Origin of the sequence: Tateyamaria sp. Alg231-49, assembly GCF_900143535.1 — a bacterium.
Classification (GTDB): domain Bacteria; phylum Pseudomonadota; class Alphaproteobacteria; order Rhodobacterales; family Rhodobacteraceae; genus Tateyamaria.
This window is the reverse complement of sequence record NZ_FRFA01000005.1, coordinates 282,927-303,621: the sequence shown is the minus strand read 5'-3', so window position 1 is coordinate 303,621 and position 20,695 is coordinate 282,927. Positions and strand designations below refer to the sequence as shown.

Sequence of the window (20,695 nt, the reverse complement as noted above, 5' to 3'; positions counted from 1 at the left end):
GCGGTGGCGGTTGACTGGCGTGGCGGCGAGATCATCCGCCAGACGCCGCTGGATTCGGGTTATCGCGACACGCAGAATGTGCGCCGGTTTTTGACCACTTGGTTCGGGGGTGGGGGCAAGTTTGTCCGCCCGTTTATGTCGTGGATCACGTCAGGTGGCCCGCGCACCATGGGTGACGTGGCCGATGAGTGGCTGGCCCGACCCTAGCGACGACGCACGGCCCCTTTGATCTCTGACAGTTTGAGTGCACCGAGCACTTGTGCGGCCCCAAGATAGGTGGCTGCCCCTACCGCGATCAGGACAAGCAAGGCGATAAAGCGGACATAGTCCGTCCCGAGCGCCGGTTTGAGCAGGATCGCTGCAACCCACAGCGCCACACCCATTGCGCAAGACGCTGCAAATATCCGCGGCAGGCGGGCGCGATAGCGGTCATCGACTTTGACCGTGCCGCCCATGCCCCGCAGCCCCCAATAGAGCAGACCCAGCATGGCCCAGCCGGCAATGGTGGTGGCCAACGCAGGTGCGATCCAGCCCACCAGAGGAGACAGGCCCACCGCGACGGCGGCGTTGATCGCCATGGCGACAAGCGCAAAGCGGAAGGGGCTGGTCGTGTCACCACGTGCGAAATACTGGGGCTGCACCACTTTTTGCAGCACGAATGCGGGCAGGCCGGCGCCGTAAATGGCGACGGCAACGGCGATTGCGGCCACGTCATCGGTGCCCGTCGCACCCCGTCCGAACAGGACCGAGACCAGAGGCAGCGGGATGACCATCAGCGCCACTGCGCTGGGCACGGTCAGGGCCATGGCAAACTCACCCGCCCGCGAATAGGCGTCACGCGCGCCGGTCAGGTCGTCGGCCTTCAGGCGACGGGCGAGGTCGGGCAGCAGCACGATCCCAACTGCGATGCCGACCACTCCGAGAGGCAGTTGGTAAAGGCGATCAGCGGCAAAGAGCCAGCTGACTGCACTGTCATATTGGCTGGCCACCAGTTGCCCAACGACGAGGTTGATCTGCATTACCCCCGTGGCAAGGGCTGCAGGAATGGCAGTGCGGACCATCAGGCTCATATCCGGGGTCCAGCGGGGCAGGGCGGGTTTCAGTGCAAAGCCCGCGCGCGCCGCCGCGCCCCATGTGAGTGCCAGTTGTGCAATGCCCGCCAGTGGGATCACCCAGATAAGCCAGGTGATGATCTCGGCCCCGATGGCCCAAGCTGTGCCCATGGCTGCGATCACAAAGATGTTCAGCAGAACAGGGGCTGCGGCAGCAGCCGCAAAGCGCCCGGTGGCGTTCAGTACGCCGGAAAAGAGCGCCGACAGCGACATGAAGAAGATGTAGGGAAAAACGATCCGTCCAAAGCCAACCGTCAAATCAAAGCGTTCGGGGCCAAACCCCCCAGCCGTGGCCCAAACCAGCGCAGGCATGAAGATCATCGCAAGGGCCGTCAGCAACAACGTGACCAAAGCCAGCCCGTTGAGCGCGTCGCGCCCGAAGGTTGCGGCATCCTCGCCCCCCTCGACCTTGCTCGAAAACATCGGCACGAAGGCGGCGTTGAACGCGCCCTCGGCAAAGAAACGGCGAAACATGTTTGGCAGCCGGAAGGCGGCCACAAAGGCGTCCATCAGCGGGCCGGGGCCGATGAGCGACAACAGCATGACCTCGCGCACGAAGCCCAGCACACGGCTGGCCAACGTCCAGAAGCCCACGGTCAGAAACCCGGACATGAGGCGGATCGGTTTCATGGGAGTGGCGTAGCGGTTGGGCTTGGGTCGTGCAATGGGGCGGGCTATCAGGGCGTGACGGCTGTGGCAAAAAGCCTTCGCGTGCCTACTCCATCATCCACCACCAGTGGTCTTGGGGAAAGTTGTCCGGCGTGAGCGTGGGGTGAAATTGCGCCTCGTTTTCACCCTTTGCCATGATCAATCCATCTACGTTGTCGGTGTCGATCAGGTGAAGGCCGACGGGCATGTGGTCGCTGTAAAGCTCGATCAGCGCCTCGAAGGTCGATCGCATTTCGCAGATTTGTATCCATTCAAGGCTTTGGAAGCTGGTGTTCACCAGAGCGGTGATGCGGTTGAGCAGATCCTGAAGCAGATAGCCGATGGAAATATCCATGGTCGGGGCGCTTTCGCTGAGAAACTTGAGCAGCCTCGTGGACTCCGCGGCGGACATGTCTGCCCGTGACAGCGCATAGAGTTTGTAAAAGTCGTCGCAAAACCGTTCGGCATGGTCGCCAACCGTGTCTTGTGACTGCAAGCCGTCCAGGCGGGCGCGCAAGTCTTCCAATACCGTGTCGAGTTTGTCGTCCATACCTGCCTCTTGCCCTTACTTCTTGAAATATGTGGCCATGCTGGCCTCGTTCTTGGCCATCTTGATGATCGCGGTGATTCCTTCATATTTGAAATGGTGTCCTTCGCCGCCGTTCTGTTCCAGTTGTGACAGGACCACGTCGCCATTTTCCACCGCGCCACGTGCGCAATCGTGGTAGTGCGCCACTTTCTTTTTCACTTCCGTGTCGAATTCGTACCCTTCGGCATCTGACGGTTTTTTCATTTCATTGTGGTGTTTGAGGGTGTGATAGCCTGCGGCCTTGTTGTCAGAAAAGCGCAAACTGCGCGCGACCTTGCGAGCCTCGGCTGCATTCAGGGAGATATCGGCCACTTCCAGTTCAACGCCGACCTTGGCCGCACCATTGCCGGTTTCGGTGACGGCGTTGGTGTATTCTGTCAGCGTGGCTTTCATCGCTTCGAGTGTTTCTCTCTGCGCGCCGGCATCCGTCCCTGCGGTCATGTTGGCGATCAGGTTCGTGGTGGCCGCTGCCGTGTCCGCAGGTGTGACGGAGACCGTGTGGGCTGTGGCGGCAAAGCGGTCGATGGCTTCGGGCGTCAGTGCCGCGACCACTGCTCTTTGTTTCTTGAGAGCGGCAGCTGCCTTCCCGTGGGCGATGACGAGCGGCTTTTTCTCTGCTTCCAGTTGTTTAAAGTCCTTTTGCAGCAGAGCGCCCAGCTGTGTTGCGCTTTCGGCGAGCGCTGCGGCGTTTTTTTCAATCTCGGCTTCTTGCGCCTCTACCGTCAGCGCGGCGGCGCGCATTTCTTCGACTTTTTCCGCGTGCTCTCTGGCTGCTCTGGCCTCGGCCTGCGCCTGAGCCTTTTCCTTTACACTTGCATCAAACGTCATTTCGGCGAACTCGAAATTGACCACCATGTCCGACAGGTTGTCAGGACCTGCGTCCAGCGCCATTGCCAGCATTGCACGTTGTTTCTGGACGGCGTCGTCATAGGCCTGGATGTTTTTTGCCCCACCGGGATCGATGCTTCGTTTTTTCAGCGCGTTGAGTTTGTTGGAGATGTCGAAGGCACGGTATGCGCCTGATTTGTCCGCGCTGTCGGCCTCATAAAGTTCGCGCAGCGTATCGGCGCGCTCGCCTTCGACGATGCCTTCGAGGTGGGTCTTGCCGCTTGCCGCATCTGCCTTGGAACGCAGGCGAAATTTGCCCGAAACATATTGAAGTGCGGTCGCCCGCTTGTCCTCGTCCGCTTCATTGGCGGCAGCAAACAGCACGTTGCGCTTGTGGGGGGCCAGTTGGCGCAGGCTGGCCGGGTCCATTTCGAGCACACCGTTGATCGAAATCGTTTTGGCGCCGGGCACGGCGGTGATGGTGACGTCGGAGAATATCCTGTCCAACTCGGCGGCCCGTTCCCCTTCGGTCATCGCGTCGTAGTTTTTCATCTCGTGGGCGGTAAATTCCGCGCGCAATTGCCGGATGTCTTCGGTCGCTTGTTCGCGGATTGCCAAACGCCTGTCGACGACGCCTTGGTTTGTTTCCGTTTCATTTCTTTTAAGCGCGAAGTTGAGAAAACGCCGCGTGAACCGGTCCATCTCCTCGTCTGGAATTGCGGGGGGTGCGGAGGCTTGTGGATCTGGATCGCTGCTCATGCTGGGTGTTTTCTGTCGGGATTGCCTGCAGTTAGCGGGTTTTGACGATGGCTTTGGATGCTTCAATGGTCGCGTGCATATGGCACAGAATACACCAACTGGTTGAATTCGAAAGCTCAGATGTGTTGTTGAGGGATCATTTGCCTTTGCCTTTGCCTTCGGATGCGCTTGTGTCGGGTCGTGAAACCGGTTGCGTACAGGCCTTGGGTATCCTTTAGTGCTGGCATTGTGCCACGCGGCGTCGCCTTTGTTTTCAACCGGAGAAATTCTTGCCTCAGCTTTCCGACCGGCAATCAGAGTTCTTAAAGACGCATTTGGGGTGTTGTCCGCCGGTGAGTGCCGCCGAGAATGAAGCGCTTGCCAAACTGTCCCCTGAGGAACTGGCCAAGACCGACCTGACCAAAGTCGATGTCGATACTCTATTCGGTAAAGACGCTATGGACGACCTGCGTGGCGTTGAGATCAAGGGCGAGGGCACGCCCAAGATGAAAGAGCTGATGCAGGAGATCACCAAGGGGTTCCCCAAGAGACCCCGCCAGGAGGTGATGGAAGACCTTGAAGGCGTTGTTGGCATCCCCCCCGACGCCAAGAGGTTGAACTTAGATTTTGACCGGTTCCTGATTGTTAAAAAGCAGCAGGAAACCGTGGCGAAGGAGAAAAAGAAAGACGCGGCACCCGATTTGAAGGAAGGCATGCATGAGGATTTCATGGCCTCCCGTGCACAGTTGTTGTGCGGCAAGGTGCTGGGTGACAGTTTTGGTATTCACGAAGTATTTGGGTCGATGCTCAACCCGACGGGGGGGCTTGTGGGGCCGGGCAACATGGCACTCCACCTTGATATCGACAACCCGATTGCGTTGCACGGTGTGGTGCATGATGCCGCCGGGTATCTGAACACGTACCACGATGACGGACCGGGATATGACTATCTCGACAGTGATATCGAGTTTTTCAGTACCGACAATCCGCTGGCCGGGCAGATCAGTGGCATTGCACACTGGACGATGGAGGCGGGCGATGAGTACTTTGTCAATCGGACGGATGCCGCCGTTCTTGAGGTTGAAAATGCCCTCAAATCTGTACGTGATGCGGTGGCCAACACAGTGGACAAGATGATGACCATGTTCCGCAGCGAACCGGACGGCACGGCCCCTGGAGAAGACGAGGCGCTGGATACCGCCAATGCCATTGAAGATGCGGTGAACAAGGCCGCCAAAGCCGTCGAGCAGGCATATGACTCGGTAGTTCCCGGTCCGGCGATGGCGGCTGAGGCCAAGAAAAAGCTCGACGCTATGTCCAGCTTTGTCTGGAATTAAGCGATGAGTTCAATGGAAATTCATCCCTCCGAACTCGCCTACGCCTTTTCCTATGCCAAGGTGGACAGCATCATTGGATGGGGCGACACCCCGTTCCAGCCTGAAGATGGCGATGCCGCAAACTGGGCCAAAGAGGGGGAAGAGCGTTTGCGCGCGGCGGGTCGTCTTGTGGGCGATCCTGAAACCGGGCTGAACTTTACCCCTGCAATCACGGCGGCCATCCTTGCCCTTGTGAACCCAACCCTTGTTTTGCTGAGCGAGCGCCGGTCCGGCAATCGTGTTCAGCGTCTGTCCGTGCATGCGGCTGGTATTCATTTTGTTGGTCTGATCCAGCGCGGTGATGGCATGTTCGAGGTGACCAGCTATGCCGATCTGATGGCGGCGGCGGGGGCTTGCGCCGGATTTGTGGGCGCAACCCTTGAGCCGTTGCGGAGTGAAGCGCGTGTTGAGACCACTCAGAAAGTGCTGAGCACTTTGCATGGCTCTGCCGCAAAACGCCCCGATGATGTGGTTGGTGGGATGGTGCGTCTGGGCCTGTCCAAGACAGAGGCGGAGTCAGCTGCGCGTGCCTTTTCCGATCCGGCGGCGGCGGGCATGTTGTCTGTGTTGTACTGCGCGGGCAACGCCGTTCAGGACGCCGACCCGATCAGCGTTATGACCAATGCCGACAAACAGACATGGACGATTTTCCCGCCCGCAAGCCTTGACGGGCCGATGGTGCTGGAGCGCAGTTCGGTGGCGGCACTGACGGCCCGCGTTGCCGTCAGCACGGCGGCGCGGTTCAGCGCGCGGGCCTCTTAGGATCTGGACGGACTAAGCGACCAGAAGTTGAGGTTCGCTGCGGCCTGTATGAATAATTGCTGTGCGGGCGAAGCCGACCCTGAGCAAACGCCCGATGTTAACGGGAATTGACCAAATTTCAATTTACCTGCGAAAAAATTGGAACGCTGATACAACTGCCAGAATTAATAAGGCAGGGTAGATGATCAATAGATCGACACGAATGAGCGGTCCTTGCGTTTCTGCTTTCCAGCTCGCCAGTAAGACAAATTCCCAAAGAAAATATGCTCCAAAAGCAAGCAACGTAACCCATTGTGTCTTACTCATCGAATTTTTCTTCTCATCACTAAGGCGCAACTCTGATAGGGTAACCTGCACATCCAAAGTTTATACATGCCACCACCTCAGCCTTGCAACACGCAAGCTAAGTCTGGTTTTTGGCATCAGTACTTTGGGCTCAAACCCGCCCTTCGCTGCGCAGCGCCTTAAGGTCTACTTTTCCGTCAGTACGGACGCGCGGGGCGGTCCGGCTGGCGTCAGGCTGGAAAAGGCTTTGCCCGCGTCCGCTTCGTACTCGGCCTCATCCCAAAACCCGATCAGAATGCCGGTTTCTGTGGCGACCTTCAGGCTTTCTGCCACGTCTTGCGTGACGGTCACGCGGGTGTGGTGGCGCATGGACCATGTAAACATTGCGTCCTTCAGGCGCGCGCGCACGGCCACATGTTCGGGCGCGTCTGAGGTGCCAAAGTCCTGCACCTCGTCCGGGTCGGTTTCCAGATCGAACAGAACCGGGTCGAACCCGTTGAGGTGCACGTATTTCCAGCGTCCATCAAAGATCATCTTGGAGAACGCATCTTGCTGTTCGACGTTCAGGGCGGTCGCCATTTCAAAGCCTGAGTAGTCATATTCGCTGATCACGTAGCGCCGGTAGAAGCCGTCCGTTCCGTGCAGGAGGGGGGTCAGGTCGCGCCCTTCGATCACTTGCGGTTTTGGCGCACAGCCAAGGGCGTTCATGAAGGTTGGGGCGAGGTCGATCATCTCGATCAGAGCAGCCGACTCTGTGCCGCGTGTGCCATCGGCTTGGGGCCTTGGATCGGCGATGATCAGTGGCACTTTGGCTGCCACATCGTGGTAGAAATCTTTGTCCCCCAGCCAGTGATCGCCCAGATAGTCGCCGTGATCGGAGGTGAAAGCGATGATCGTGTTCTCGCTTAGCCCCTTGTCGTCCATCCATTTGAACAGACGTCCCAGATTGTCATCGAGTTGCTTGATCAGGCCCATATAGGCGGGGATGACGTGTTCGCGCACCTGATCGCGGGAAAAGCATCGACTGACGCGGATGTCCTGATGGGCGGCGAGGAAGGGGTGCGCGCCTTGTCGTTCTGTGTCCGAACGGATGGGGGCAACCACGTGTTCGGGCCCGTACATGTTGTGATAAGGCGCGGGTACGATATAGGGCCAGTGCGGCTTGATATAACTGAGGTGGCACAGCCAGGGCCTGCCATCTTCTATCGCCCCCTCCATGAACTCCATCGCGCGGTTGGTCATGTAGGCGGTTTCTGAGTGTTCCTCGGGGATGTTCGCCTCAAGGTGCGAGTTTTCGAGCAGCCAGCCAGAGACTAGGTTGCCGTCTTTGTCGTAGCCGGAGTTTGCAAAGTCTTCCCACGGGTTGTCGGATTCAAAGCCGTGCGACACGAGGTAGTCGTCATAGGCCGACCACCCCTGTCGATGGCTGTTGGGGTGCAGCCCGTCGTCGCGATCGAAGGGTTCAAAACCGCACTGCGCGACCTTGATCCCGATGTCGCTGTTCGGATCAATGCCGAGCCGTGCCATGCCCGGACGGTCGGCCACCATATGAGTTTTGCCCACCAGCACGGCGCGTGCCCCGACCTCGCTCAGGTGATCGCCCAAAGTGGGTTCGCCGACGCGAAGGGGCACGCCATTCCATGTGGCACCGTGGCTGCGAACATACCGTCCCGTATAGGCCGACATCCGCGACGGTCCGCAGACCGGGGATTGAACGTAAGTGTTGGTGAACTTCACACCGCGCGCGGCAAGCGCATCGATATTCGGCGTGTGCAGGTGCGGGTGCCCATAGCAACTGAGGTAATCAAATCGCAGTTGGTCGGCCATGATCCAAAGGACGTTGGGGCGGTTGGTCATTGGGTCACCTCCGGTTCAAGGATGTCGTCAACGGGTTCGCGCAAGGCGTCTTCGAACCGAGTGAGCAGGTCGACGAGGGTTGAAAGCTCTTGTTCGGAAAAAGTACTGCGCAGCGCCTCGCGCCGCCGTTTCATTGCCGGGGAAGCGGCGGCGTGTGCGGCGTACCCTGCAGTGTCCATTTCGACCACCACCTGACGGCCATCGTGTTCGCCACGTGTCATGCGCACGAATCCCTTGCGCTCCATTGCGGGAAGCGCGCGGCTGATCAGGGACGGGTCAGAGCGCTGGATTTGAGCCAGATCGCGGATCGTCATGGGGCCGGCCTCGTGCAGATCCCACAGCACACGCCACTCTACCGTTGTCAGACCGGCTGACTGTTGAAGGATGTGCAGGCCTTGCTGGCGCGAGGCATGATGCGCTGAATCCATGCGGGAAAACGGGTTCTTCGCCTCGTAGGCGCGGCGCTTTTCTATCCGGTCTTTTTGGGTGTTTGGCCGCTCTGTCATAGTGTTCCGTCCCTTGTGTTCAGTAGACACCGAATAAAATTACGTGACAAGTCATATAATGTCTGCAACTCTGAATGATGAGACCCCGAATACGGGGCAAGGTGCCTCGGGGAGGGGCGCACCACTGACGGGAGGAATACTCATGTTTAAGACCGCATTGATTGGGGTGGCCTGCGTGCTTGCACCGCTGAGCGTGGCCGCACAGGTTACGTTAACCGCAGAAACTTCATCGCCGGGCGGAGGGGCGCATTATGTGTCGACCACTTTTGCCGCTGCACTGAACAGTGCGGGCGTGGCAAACTTGCAGATGACCGAGGGAGCCACGCTCACCAATTCGGTTCAGGCCGTGGCCGAGGGGCGTCTGGATGTGACCACGGCGCCATTGATCCTGCCCTTCCTGCTGTCGCGCGGGATTGGCCCATACAGTGGCGTCGGTAAGGAAAAAGGTGCCGAGTTGGCGGCTGAAATTCGCGCGCTTTATTTCCATGCCGCAGCGCACCAAACCTTTGGGTACTACGATTCAAAACCTGTGGCCGACATTCGCAAGCTGGACGGATTGCGCATCTGGAATGGCCCACCACGCGGGGCGGCGTTGACCTCGGGGCGGGCGATGATCCAGTTGCTGGGCGGCATAAAAGATGGCGAAGGGTATGAGGGCGTGCAAACCCCTTGGCCAGATGCCGTATCCACCATCACTGGTGGCGCAGTCGAAGCATGGAGCATTCCATCCGCTCTGCCCGGTGGCCGCGAAATTCAGTTTTCCGCCGCAGGCGCAATCACCCTGTTTGACGTTCCGTCGGATCTGCTGAACAGCGAGTTGGGCCAGCAAATCGTCAAAGCGCCGGGCCATGCGCCATTTTCCGTCCCTGTCGATGTTTATCGCGCTGCCTATGAGGGCAATAACGTCACCATCGTGACCGATGACGACACCTTTGACACCTATTCCACCGCCTTTGCCGAGATTGTTCGGGCGAGCATGGACGAGGATCTGGTGTTCGACATCGTGACCGCCATGTTGGATGCACAGTCGCGGTTTGAAGAGGGTGCGCCGATGGGCCCATACCTGAACCTGACCTTTGGCGATATTGATGGTGTCAGCCAAGGTGCTTGCGGTGCTGTAAAGATCAAGATGCACCCCGGTGCCATCCGCGCCTATGAGGCCAAGGGCCACACAGTGGCGGACTGCCTGCGTTCCTAAGTGATCCGGACCCGGCTGTTTTGGCCGGGTCCAAACCCCCGATTGGTACGCGCCCCATGACCGAGTTCGATCCAAACGTGCGTACGACAGGCCAACGCATCGCGATGGGGCTGGCGTTGGTTCTGGTCGTTGTTGGGATGATCAATACGCTGCCCGAGATTGCAGGCCTGCAAGCTTGGGCGCGTGAGGTGACGGGCATCCCTCTCTTGCGCATTTCGGGGTTCGCCACCGAATACTTCTTTCCGCCGATATTTTTCCTGATGATGACCATCGTGGTCTTTGACGCCAGCGTGTACCGGACGTGGAAACGAAAGCGACCCGAACGCGCGTGGCTGGGCCTGTTGCTGGACCTTGGTCTGTTGCTGGCCGCGTTTTTGGGTGCTTTTGGTTATCTCGTGGAGATCGACAGCGTGTGCCTGATCGACCAGATCACCGGGGAGCGCGCCCGTCTGATTGCCGAGGATGCAGCCAATTCGGCTGACGTGATCCCGGGCATCTCGTTTGAGGCAGAGGTGCCGTCTTGTCAGGCCCGCTTTGGCCTTTGGACGATTCCGCTGCTGTTCACCATCATCACCCTGTTTTTCCTTTATAACGTGCGGGTGTGGGGCCTGCCGCTTGTGATCGTAGCGAGCCTTGTGGTGTTTTATACTGTGGCCACTGCGCTGATCTGGATGTTCGATCTGTCGGACAACAATTTCCTGCTGACCAAGCTGGGGGCTGATGGCGGCAACGTTATGGATGCGGCCACGCAGAAGGCCACCAATGTGTTCATCTCGCCGGATGGGTTCATGGGCCGTTTCATGGATATCGTGGTCAATCAGGTTTTCCCTTACGTGATCCTTGGTGCGCTCTTTGGCACGTCGGCTGGGGGCACATCCCTGATCAAGCTGGCGGTGCGGTTGACCCGAAATTTACGCGGTGGGCCTGCACATGCGGCCATCGTGTCGTCGGCCATGTTTGGCACCATCACCGGTGGGCCGGTCACCAATGTTCTTTCCACGGGCCGCCTGACCATTCCGATGATGCTGCGCAATGGGTTCAGCAAGTATTTTGCAGGCGGGGTTGAAGCCGCGGCCTCGTCTGGTGGGCAGATCATGCCGCCGGTCATGGGCGTGGCCGCCTTTGTTCTCGTGGCTCTGACGGCGGTGCCTTATACAGATGTCATTACGGCAGCGTTTCTGCCTGCGATCTGTTTCTTTTTCTCGATCTTTTTGGCGGTCATGTTCCAGTCTCGTCGCGAAAAGGTCGCGGCGATGCGCGAGGTGCCTGAGGACTTGGTGATGGAACGGCAGGACTGGTACAATCTGGTCATCATCTTTTTGCCGATCCTCACGATCCTGTTTCTTTTGCTGGGCAGCAAAGACGGCGTGGCCGAGGGGCCTTTGGGCTGGATTTTTGGTGCGGACAGCGTGCTGGTGCAGACAATCGTGAACGCAACGGGTGATGCGATTTCTGCCGGGTGGTGGGCTGTTGCTGTGCTTGTCCCGCTGCTGTTTCTGGATCCGGGGACGCGGGCCATGCCATCGCGGGTGCTGGTGTCGTTGGCCGAGGGCGGCATCTTGTTGTCCCGCTTGTTTCTGCTGCTGTTCGCGGTGTCGATCATTGCTGCCTTTCTTAATGAAAGCGGGCTGACCGGAGAGTTGACGCGCGCCGTCACCTCGTGGCTGGAAAAGGTCACTGTGCTGCGGCTGTTTGGTTTCGAGATTCCGATTGTGGGTGGCGTCTACCTGATGCTGGCGCTGGTCTGTGCGATGCTGTGCGCAATCCTGCTGGGGATGGGGATGCCGACCGTTCCCGCGTATGTGAATGTGGCCCTGTTGCTGGGCCCGCTTTTGGCAAATCTGGGCGTCAGCTTTTTCACGGCCCACATGTTTGTCTTTTACTTCGCCGTGGCGTCGGCCATCACGCCCCCTGTGGCTGTGGCCGCCTTTGCCGCCGCATCTGTCACCGGCGGTGAGCCGATGCGCACAGGGCTGGCGGCGGTCCGGGTGGGCATTGTGATGTTCACCATTCCTTTTGTCTTTGCATGGTATCCCGAACTGTTGTTGATCGAACAGGCGGTGACCATCACCAATGACGCCGGACAGCGGGAACTGATCGAGGGATACACGGGTGTGGTCGACTGGGGCCAGTTGACCCTGTTGCTCGCCCGGATTGCCTTGTGTCTTTATTTGGTGGCCTCAGCACTGGCGCGGTTCGACCGGCTGCGCATTGCGCAGTGGGAGGTGGCGTTGCGTCTGCTTTTGGCTGTTTTGGTGCTGTGGAAAACGCCGCTGATCATGACAGTCGGTCTTGTTGCCGCAGCGCTTTTGCTTGGCTGGCACCACTTTATCCGATCCGCTCCGCCCGAGGATGTGCCTGCCCAATGATGCCGTTGACAGGGATGTAAGGCCTGAGGCAGAATTATTGCACCAATGGTTCAAATAGTGAACCATCTGGCATTGCGAAGGGCCCTTCAGATGATTGATCAAAGCCGAATTGACGACCTGCGCCAGCGTTCTGTGGCGGCAGGACTGCACATCATTGGCGGGGCGTCAGGTCCATCAGCAGATGGGGCGACCTTGGCCGTTGTTTCGCCCATTGACGGCCAGCCCCTGACTGAGATTGCAGCAGGTGGACAGACCGAGATTGACCGTGCCGTTGCGGCGGCCCGCGCCGCCTTTGAGGATGGGCGTTGGTCCGGTCTGGCCGCAACGGCGCGCGGGCGTGTCCTGCAAAAGATCGCGGATGCAATCGAGGCCGAGGCGGATGCGCTGGCCGTTCTGGGTGTGCGCGACAACGGCACCGAAATTTCCATGGCACGCAAGGCCGAACCCGGCAGCGCGGCGGGCACGTTCCGCTATTACGGCGAACTTTGCGGCAAGGAATACGGCGAGATCGCCCCGACCGCCCCCGGCACGCTGGGCCTTGTCCATCATGAACCTGTGGGCGTTGTCGGCGTGATCGTTCCGTGGAATTTCCCGCTGATGATTGGAGCGTGGAAAATTGCGGCGGCCTTGGCGGCGGGCAACTCTGTCGTGCTGAAGCCGGCCGAGGTGGCCTCTCTTTCTCTGCTGCGGATGGTCGAGATTTGTCATGAAGCCGGTCTGCCTGATGGGGTGTTGAATGTCGTGACCGGCACGGGGGAGGCTGCGGGGGCGGCTTTGGCGCGCCATATGGATGTGGACGTTCTGGCGTTCACGGGCTCCGGCGGTGTGGGGCGCAAGCTGCTGGAATATGCGGCGCACTCCAACCTCAAGCGCGTTTATCTGGAGCTTGGGGGCAAATCGCCGAACGTCGTCTTTGCCGACACGCCTGATCTGGATCGTGCGGCGGCAGTGGCGGCTGGCGGGATTTTCCGCAACAGCGGGCAGGTCTGCGTCGCTGGCTCTCGGCTACTGATCGAACGGTCGATCCATGCTGAATTTGTCTTGCGGGTCATGGCCCATGCCTCGGCGATGCGTATCGGCGATCCGTTGGATTTGCGCACCAATGCGGGGGCCATCGCGTCCGAGGTGCAGATGAACGCCATTCTGGCGGCGTGCGACAGGGCTGTCGCTGATGGCGCTGATCTGCGGATGGGTGGTGCGCGTATCGCCGCTGAAACCGGTGGGTTCTACATCGGCCCAACGCTGTTTGATAACGCCCCTCAAAACAGCGCTCTGGTGCAGAGCGAAATCTTTGGCCCTGTGCTGGCCGTCCAACCCTTTGACACCGAGGACGAAGCGGTCGCGTTGGCGAATGGCACAAGTTACGGCCTTGCCGCTGCTGTGTTCACTCGCGACATCAGCCGCGCGCATCGCATGGTGTCGCGGCTGCGGGCTGGGGTTGTGCATGTAAACACCTATGGCGGGGCGGACATCAGCGTACCGTTGGGTGGACATGGGCAGTCGGGCAATGGGCATGACAAATCCCCCCATGCGATGGATAAGTACCGCAATCTCAAAACGGCGTGGATCCAGCTATGAGTGTCTCCAAAACTATCCTTGTGATTGGGACCTACGACACCAAGGACGAAGAACTTGCCTATGTCGCGGGGCGCATCCGTGCCCAAGGCGGTGACGTGCTGAGCATGGATGTAAGCGTGTTGGGGGACCCGAGCGCGCCTTGCGACATCTCCAAACATGATGTGGCCGAGGCGGGCGGGTCCTCGATTGAAGCAGCTATTGCATCAGAGGACGAAAACACAGCGATGCAGATCATGGCGCGAGGTGCGGCGCTTTTGTGTTCGCAACTGCACAGTACAGGGCGGATCGACGGGATGATCGCGCTGGGCGGCACGATGGGCACGGACCTTGCACTGGATTGCGCGCAGGCGCTGCCGTTGGGGGTGCCGAAATACATCGTCTCGACGGTTTCGTTTTCTCCACTGATCCCACCGGATCGGTTGTCGCCTGACATTCAGATGATCTTGTGGGCTGGGGGGCTTTATGGGCTGAACGCGGTCTGCAAGTCGTCGCTGTCCCAAGCGGCGGGGGCTGTGTTGGGGGCTGCGCGTGCGGTGGAACCGCCTGTGTCCACACGGCCTGTGATCGGGATGACCAGCCTTGGTTCATCCTGCCTGTCCTACATGAAGCTGTTGCGCGCCCCATTGGATGAGCGCGGGTTTGATGTGGCTGTGTTTCACGCCACGGGCATGGGCGGGATGGCGTTCGAGGCGCTGGCGCGTCAGGGGTATTTTGCCGCCGTGATGGATTTTGCGCTGCCGGAACTGGCCAATCTGATGGTCGGGTCGGTCGTGAACTCTGGCCCGGATCGTTTGCGCGGGGCAGGGGACATGGGCATTCCGCAGATCGTGGCGCCGGGCTGTGCTGATCTGATTGATTTTGCGGGCTGGCAGGAGATTCCGGACGCCTATTCGGACCGTCCGTTTCATGCTCACAACCGCCTCATCAAATCCTCGGGCCTGAATGGCGATGAACGCCGGATGCTGGTGCGTGATATTGTGGCGCGGCTCGACGCGGCCAAGGGCCCAGTGCATGTGCTGATGCCGCGCGGTGGTGTCGAGGCATGGGACATTGAAGGCGGTGCCACCTATGATCCGGAAGCGCTGGCCGCGATGGTAGATGAGATGGAACGTGCGGTGACGGACCCTGTCAAATTGTCGGTGCTGGACTGTCACATCAACGATGCCGCTTTTGCCGAGACGGCGCTGTCGGTGCTAGATGGCTGGATCGAAGATGGCGCGCTGGATCGGAGGCCGGGCGCATGATCGACAAGTTCATCAATCTGGACCACGCATTCTTTGCGCAACCTTTGCGGCGCACGTTAACCCTGGCCGTCTGTTTCGGATGGGGCGGGTTCGAGGCGCTGATGGGCAATTTGGGCTGGGCGGCCATCTTTTTAGGGTTAGGCGCAATCGCTCTTTGGCAATTCCGCAAAATCGACTGGTCGAAATATGAGGGCGGGCACTGATAGCCCTCGCTACTCGATTGCGATGACTTCTATGCTGGTCAGTTCGGGTTCCCCGCCGCGAGCGCCACTGCCTGCTGCAATCCATAATTTGCCATCATGCACACAGCAATTGGTCCCGTGGCGCGCCCGGTTCAAAGGGGCGCCGAGCGCCCATTGCCCGCTTTTGGGTTCGAATATCTGCATTTCGGTGAACGCTTCCATCCGCCCGGCCTCGCCCCCGACGTAATGGATTTTACCGCCGAGCACCCCGGTGCCCCCTGCCGCTGTCTGGATCGGAAGGGGTTCGGGGTGCACGGACCACGTCTGTGTCGTGAAATCGAACACGTCCACATCGCCAATCGTGTCAAAAAACAGTTGGTTGTAGTCCGTCCCGTTGTGCCGCCCGGTTTCGCGTCCGCCAAAGAAGTAGAGGGCGTTGCCTACAATGGCGCAGGGCGCGTGATCGCGCTTGTTCGGTGCATCGGGAAGGATTTCCCATGCGCCGGTGTCGGGATGGATGCGGTCAAACCAGGCCTGTGTGTCCGCGTGATGCCCGTCGACGATGCCGCCTACCACATAGATCCAGCCGTCGCTGTGAAGCGCGCAGCCTGAGGCCCCGCGGCGGCGTGCGGGGGGAATGGACGGACCTTCCAGCCAGCGATCTGTGCCGGGTTCGTAGATGAACACCGTTTCCAGAGGGGTTTCGCGGGGGAAAACGCCGGTCATCGTGCCCAAGAGCCAGATTTGGTGGCCGACGATGACGGGTTGGAAATGATGGATCTCCAGCGGTGGCGGCGCACCGTGTGTCCAAGTGCTGGTTTCGGGGTCAAAGATGTCGACGGGCTGAACGCGTCGCCCGCCAAAAAGGTAAAATTTGCCCTCAAAGCAGGCGAACCCGTTTTCGTGCCGGCAGTGTGGGGTGCCATTGCAGTCCAGTGTGATCCAGTTTGACATCCCGCACTCCTCATACGCGCGCGACATCAGGCGCGAAATTGCGCGCCTTGGCAAGCCGTATGGGGCAGGTGGGCTAACTCATTATCCGAGGCGCGCCTAGATCGCGGCGCTGTAGATGCGTTCGCCTGAGGTGGCCGCACTTGGGGTCACCAGTTGGACCGCGATCAGGCGCACCAGCGGGTGTGCCCAACGGTTTATGGACAGGCTCTGCCCATCCCAATTGACCGCTCCGTCAAAGTGGTCGGCAACACGGTCGATGTCTGCCATCAGTTCCGCGTCGGCACGTTGCGCTGCACTCAGATCAGCGCTGTGATAGCACATCAGCTGTTCGACCAGATTGGCCTTGAGGTGATCGCGCGCATCCAGCGTATAACCGCGCCACGTGGCGGCCTCGCCAGCGTCGATCTTGTTCGCATACTGCCCGGTCACCGGGATATTTTGGGCAAAACCGTCTGGGTAGGTCGAAATCGCGGATGCGCCCAACCCGATCAGGCAGGGTGAGGTGTCATCTGTGTATCCCTGAAACGAGCGTTTTAGCGTTTTGGCGTAATAGGCCTGCGCCATTGGATCGTGGGGCAGGGCAAAGTGGTCGATCCCGATTTGGATGTATCCCCGTCCCAAAAGCCTGCGCCGCGCCTGATCAAACAGGGCAAGGCGGGTTTCGGGATCGGGCAGGGCATCGCTGGGGATCAGCACCTGACGTTTGGACATCCACGGAACATGGGCATAGCCGAACAGGGCAATGCGACTGGGCTGCATGTCAAGCGCGGCCTCGAGCGTTGCATCCAATGTCCGGGCCGTTTGGAACGGCAGGCCATAGAGAAGATCGAAGTTCAGAGCCTCAATCCCACGGTCGCGCAACTGGTCGACAACCTTTTGGGTCAACTCACGTGATTGGACCCGCCCGATTGCGTCCTGCACCTGCGGGTCAAAGTCCTGAATGCCGAGACTGGCACGGCTGAGGCCATGTGATGCGAGCATATCAAGTCGGGCAGGGCCCACATCCGTCGGATCGACCTCGACCGAGAATTCTTGGAGATTTTCGAGCCCCCAAATGTCCGCGAGGCCGCTGAGCAATGTGTCGAGCAGGTCGGCCGACAAGATTGTTGGCGTTCCCCCGCCAAGGTGCAGCCGTTGTGGCTGAACTCCATTTACAAACTGCGCGCGCACGTCGCGCGCTTCGGCCAAAACCCGGTCCACGTAAGGGGCCAAAGGCGCGTCATTGCGGGTCCCTTGCGTGCGACATGCGCAGAACCAGCAGAGTCTGCGGCAAAAGGGAATGTGGACATAGAGCGAAATCTCTGCATTCTTAGAGGCATCGGAATGCCAAGTTCGCGTGCAGCTTGCATCCACACTGTCACTGAACCAGTTGGCAGGTGGATAGCTGGTGAAGCGCGGGACCTTTGCGTCAAACAAGCCTAGACGGGAAAGGTCGGATACATGTTTCATAGAGGTACGATGACCGTTGATCCCGAACCTTTCCTTGATGCAGATCAAAGGATCTGAGGAATGAACGGAGAGCTCATTGCCACCCAAAATTGTTCGTCCTGTCCGATCCGTCATCGGGCGGTTTGCGCGCGCTGTGACGAAGATGAATTGGGGCGGCTGAACGAGATCAAGTTCTACAAATCATACGTCGCGGGCCAAACTATCGCGATGCGGGGTGATGCGTTGGACGTCGTCGCCTCCGTCGTGGAGGGTACAGCCACGCTGGAACGGGTGATCGAGGATGGGCGCACGCAGATGGTGGGCCTTTTGCTGCCCTCGGACTTTATTGGTCGCCCGGGCCGCGAAACGTTGCAGTACGATGTGACGGCTGTGTCGGACGTGACGTTGTGCTGTTTTCAGCGCAAACCGTTTGAAACGCTGTTGATGGAGATCCCGGCCGTGCAACAGCGCCTGTTGGAAATGGCGCTGGATGAACTGGACGCGGCGCGCGATTGGATGCTGCTTTTGGGCCGCAAGACAGCGCGCGAAAAGATCGCCAGCCTGCTGATGCTGATCGCCAAGCGCACCATGAACCAAGACGGCAAGGTGATGGGTGACGTCAGCCGGATCGAGTTGCCAATCAGTCGTGAGACCATGGCGAACTTTCTGGGTTTGACCATTGAAACTGTCAGCCGTCAGTTCACCGGTTTGCGCAAAGATGGGGTGATCGATCTGGATGGAAACCGGATTGTCCGCATTCCCGACCTGGAAGGGCTGCTGTTTGAAACTGGCGATGATGGGGATGGCGGAACGCTGTTCTGATCCCTGATTGATTCACATCAACGCAAGCGCGCCCACCACGTTCTATCCCTTTTGACCAAAGCTAAGGACGAAGGGGACTTCCGTGTACAAAAACATTCTGATTCCAGTTGCGTTTGACGCACAAAAGGACGTGGCCGGTGCCATCGACATCGCCAACCGGATCGCAGGCGAAGGGGCGACAATCACCTTTTTGCACGTCATGGAGCAAGTGCCCGTCTACGTCACCGACTATGTTCCAGCCACGTTCGTGTCTGAGACTCGCGACGCAGCACGCGCCAAACTGACCGAATTGCTGGGCGATGTTGCGAACGCCCGTGTTGTGGTCATTGACGGACCCACAGGGCGCAGCATCACAAACTGGGCCGATGAAACCGGGGTCGACTGCATCGTCATCCCCTCGCACCGACCTGTCATGTCCGACATTCTGCTTGGATCGACGGCGGCTTGGGTCGTGCGTCATGCACATTGCGCGGTGCATGTGATCCGTTAATCGACACCGCCTTGATCCAGATCAACGCGGGTGTTCCTGCACCGCTTTATCACCGATAATTGCGAACAGGTGTGCAGCCCCTCATTCAGGGGCCGCGCAAAACGACAAAGGAAGTCTCATGTTAGATTATGTCAAACTGATTGCACTTGGCTTGATTGCCATTCTTGCTGCTATTGCAGCGGACTGGGGACATGATCTGGCCTACAAAGTGCACGCTGCGCTGATTATGGTGATCGCCGGCGGAATGTTCATCTGGCAGGTACGCCAGATCGGAAACACAAAAGCGGTTGTAGACGACACCGGTTACCTTGACAGCGTTGTACGCGCAGGCGTTATCGCCACGGGGTTCTGGGGGGTCGTCGGGTTTCTGGCGGGGGTTTTTATCGCCTTCCAGCTGGCCTTTCCGGCGCTCAATTTTGACTGGGGCCAACCTTTTACAAATTTCGGACGATTGCGCCCACTGCACACCAGTGCGGTGATTTTTGCTTTTGGGGGCAACGCTTTGATCATGTCCTCGTTCTATATCGTCCAACGGACGTGCGGTGCGCGCCTTTGGGGCGGCAACCTCGCGTGGTTCGTGTTCTGGGGCTATCAGCTGTTCATTGTGCTGGCCGCCACCGGGTATCTGCTGGGCGCGACGCAATCCAAGGAATATGCCGAGCCTGAGTGGTATGTCGACATCTGGCTGACTGTCGTCTGGGTCTCTTTTCTGGCGGTCTACCTTGGCACCATCTTCAAGCGGCGAGAGAAACACATATACGTCGCCAACTGGTTCCTTTTGTCGTTCATCATCACCGTTGCGATGCTGCACATCGTCAACAACCTGAGCATTCCGGTCTCCCTTCTGGGCTCCAAATCGGTGCAAGTGTTCTCGGGTGTGCAGGATGCGATGACACAGTGGTGGTATGGCCACAACGCGGTTGGTTTCTTCCTGACAGCCGGGTTTCTGGGAATGATGTACTACTTCATCCCCAAACAGGCTGAGCGTCCTGTTTATAGCTACAAGCTCAGCATCATCCACTTTTGGGCGCTGATCTTTCTATATATTTGGGCAGGTCCGCACCACTTGCATTACACCGCCCTGCCAGACTGGGCGTCGACCCTTGGCATGGTGTTCTCGATCATCCTGTGGATGCCGAGCTGGGGTGGTATGATCAACGGTCTGATGACGCTGCAAGGCGCGTGGGACAAGTTGCGCACCGATCCGATCATCCGGATGATGGTGATCAGCCTCGCGTTCTACGGCATGTCCACCTTTGAAGGTCCGATGATGTCGATCCGCGCTGTGAACTCGCTGTCGCACTACACCGACTGGACGATTGGTCACGTTCATTCTGGCGCACTTGGCTGGAACGGCATGATCACCTTTGGGGCTCTGTACTTCCTCACACCAAGACTGTGGGGCCGGGCACAGATGTACTCGATGAAGGCCATCGACTGGCACTTCTGGCTCGCGACCATTGGCATCGTGCTTTATGCGGCGTCCATGTGGGTCACCGGTATCATGGAAGGCCTGATGTGGCGTGAAGTTGATGCCCAAGGGTTCCTCGTGAACTCTTTCGCTGACACCGTGAGCGCGAAGTTCCCGATGTATGTTGTGCGTGGTCTGGGCGGGGTTCTCTATCTCGTAGGCGGTATCATCATGGTGTGGAACATGTGGATGACCATTCGCGGCGGCAAACCCGTCGCAGTGGCCACCCCACCCGCACAAACCCCTCAAGCTGCGTAA

Annotated in this window: 18 protein-coding genes; 11 read left to right on the top strand and 7 right to left on the bottom strand. The window is 59.0% G+C overall.

Annotation, left to right across the window (positions count from 1 at the left end):
• The first annotated feature begins 3 nt into the window (after positions 1-3).
• Positions 4-207, top strand: coding sequence for a DUF6434 domain-containing protein (locus DHN60_RS10465; RefSeq protein WP_108837231.1), 204 nt, complete (start codon positions 4-6; stop codon positions 205-207).
• Here the strand turns inward: DHN60_RS10465 and murJ are convergent.
• From murJ to DHN60_RS10450, 3 genes are all read right to left on the bottom strand, one after another.
• Positions 204-1,742 carry a murein biosynthesis integral membrane protein MurJ gene (gene murJ / locus DHN60_RS10460; RefSeq protein ID WP_108837230.1) on the bottom strand — a complete coding sequence of 513 codons (1,539 nt, stop codon included), beginning with the start codon at positions 1,740-1,742 and terminating at the stop codon, positions 204-206. The two genes, DHN60_RS10465 and murJ, sit on opposite strands and share 4 nt — an antisense overlap.
• A gap of 85 nt (positions 1,743-1,827) precedes the next feature.
• Positions 1,828-2,310 carry a hypothetical protein gene (locus DHN60_RS10455; RefSeq protein WP_108837229.1) on the bottom strand — a complete coding sequence of 161 codons (483 nt, stop codon included), beginning with the start codon at positions 2,308-2,310 and terminating at the stop codon, positions 1,828-1,830.
• 15 nt (positions 2,311-2,325) lie between these two features.
• Positions 2,326-3,936: a hypothetical protein gene (locus DHN60_RS10450; protein WP_108837228.1), complete on the bottom strand. Its 1,611-nt coding sequence runs from the start codon at positions 3,934-3,936 to the stop codon at positions 2,326-2,328.
• Between the two features lie 269 nt (positions 3,937-4,205).
• Here DHN60_RS10450 and DHN60_RS10445 point away from each other — a divergent pair, with 269 nt between their 5' ends.
• Both DHN60_RS10445 and DHN60_RS10440 read left to right on the top strand, forming a co-directional pair.
• A complete protein-coding gene (locus DHN60_RS10445; protein ID WP_159089172.1) occupies positions 4,206-5,252 on the top strand; it encodes a hypothetical protein in 1,047 nt (348 codons plus the stop codon).
• Between the two features lie 12 nt (positions 5,253-5,264).
• Positions 5,265-6,053 carry a hypothetical protein gene (locus DHN60_RS10440; protein WP_108837226.1) on the top strand — a complete coding sequence of 263 codons (789 nt, stop codon included), beginning with the start codon at positions 5,265-5,267 and terminating at the stop codon, positions 6,051-6,053.
• Positions 6,054-6,524: 471 nt separating this feature from the next.
• Here DHN60_RS10440 and DHN60_RS10430 read toward each other — a convergent pair whose 3' ends face one another.
• Together DHN60_RS10430 and DHN60_RS10425 are read right to left on the bottom strand one after the other, a co-directional pair.
• Positions 6,525-8,195 carry a sulfatase-like hydrolase/transferase gene (locus DHN60_RS10430; RefSeq protein ID WP_108837224.1) on the bottom strand — a complete coding sequence of 557 codons (1,671 nt, stop codon included), beginning with the start codon at positions 8,193-8,195 and terminating at the stop codon, positions 6,525-6,527.
• Positions 8,192-8,701: a MarR family winged helix-turn-helix transcriptional regulator gene (locus tag DHN60_RS10425; RefSeq protein ID WP_108837223.1), complete on the bottom strand. Its 510-nt coding sequence runs from the start codon at positions 8,699-8,701 to the stop codon at positions 8,192-8,194. Before DHN60_RS10425 ends, DHN60_RS10430 begins: the two co-directional genes overlap by 4 nt.
• 142 nt (positions 8,702-8,843) lie before the next feature.
• Between DHN60_RS10425 and DHN60_RS10420 the strand changes: the two genes are divergently transcribed.
• The 5 genes from DHN60_RS10420 to DHN60_RS10400 all read left to right on the top strand — a co-directional run bounded on the left by DHN60_RS10420 (position 8,844) and on the right by DHN60_RS10400 (position 15,293).
• Positions 8,844-9,899: a TAXI family TRAP transporter solute-binding subunit gene (locus tag DHN60_RS10420; RefSeq protein ID WP_159089171.1), complete on the top strand. Its 1,056-nt coding sequence runs from the start codon at positions 8,844-8,846 to the stop codon at positions 9,897-9,899.
• Positions 9,900-9,955: 56 nt separating this feature from the next.
• Positions 9,956-12,268: a TRAP transporter fused permease subunit gene (locus tag DHN60_RS10415; RefSeq protein ID WP_108837221.1), complete on the top strand. Its 2,313-nt coding sequence runs from the start codon at positions 9,956-9,958 to the stop codon at positions 12,266-12,268.
• Between the two features lie 90 nt (positions 12,269-12,358).
• On the top strand, positions 12,359-13,846 hold the full coding sequence (locus DHN60_RS10410; RefSeq protein WP_108837220.1) for an aldehyde dehydrogenase family protein: 1,488 nt from the start codon (positions 12,359-12,361) through the stop codon (positions 13,844-13,846).
• A complete protein-coding gene (locus tag DHN60_RS10405) occupies positions 13,843-15,090 on the top strand; it encodes a Tm-1-like ATP-binding domain-containing protein (RefSeq protein WP_108837219.1) in 1,248 nt (415 codons plus the stop codon). The genes DHN60_RS10410 and DHN60_RS10405 overlap by 4 nt, the downstream gene beginning before the upstream one ends.
• Positions 15,087-15,293, top strand: coding sequence for a hypothetical protein (locus DHN60_RS10400; protein WP_108837218.1), 207 nt, complete (start codon positions 15,087-15,089; stop codon positions 15,291-15,293). The genes DHN60_RS10405 and DHN60_RS10400 overlap by 4 nt, the downstream gene beginning before the upstream one ends.
• A 9-nt stretch (positions 15,294-15,302) precedes the next feature.
• Here the strand turns inward: DHN60_RS10400 and DHN60_RS10395 are convergent, their stop codons facing one another.
• Together DHN60_RS10395 and hemN are read right to left on the bottom strand one after the other, a co-directional pair.
• Positions 15,303-16,226: a kelch repeat-containing protein gene (locus DHN60_RS10395; protein WP_159089170.1), complete on the bottom strand. Its 924-nt coding sequence runs from the start codon at positions 16,224-16,226 to the stop codon at positions 15,303-15,305.
• Positions 16,227-16,322: 96 nt separating this feature from the next.
• Positions 16,323-17,675, bottom strand: coding sequence for an oxygen-independent coproporphyrinogen III oxidase (gene hemN / locus DHN60_RS10390; protein WP_159089169.1), 1,353 nt, complete (start codon positions 17,673-17,675; stop codon positions 16,323-16,325).
• Positions 17,676-17,735: 60 nt separating this feature from the next.
• On the opposite strand from hemN, the gene fnrL reads away from it, so the two are divergent.
• The 3 genes from fnrL (at position 17,736) to ccoN (ending at position 20,695) form a co-directional block, all read left to right on the top strand.
• The gene (fnrL, locus tag DHN60_RS10385; protein ID WP_108837216.1) at positions 17,736-18,476 is read left to right on the top strand and encodes a transcriptional regulator FnrL; all 741 of its coding nucleotides are present in this window, start codon (positions 17,736-17,738) and stop codon (positions 18,474-18,476) included.
• Positions 18,477-18,558: 82 nt separating this feature from the next.
• On the top strand, positions 18,559-18,966 hold the full coding sequence (locus tag DHN60_RS10380; protein ID WP_108837215.1) for a universal stress protein: 408 nt from the start codon (positions 18,559-18,561) through the stop codon (positions 18,964-18,966).
• 118 nt (positions 18,967-19,084) lie between these two features.
• Positions 19,085-20,695, top strand: a complete 1,611-nt coding sequence (gene ccoN / locus DHN60_RS10375) for a cytochrome-c oxidase, cbb3-type subunit I (RefSeq protein WP_108837214.1) — start codon at positions 19,085-19,087, stop codon at positions 20,693-20,695.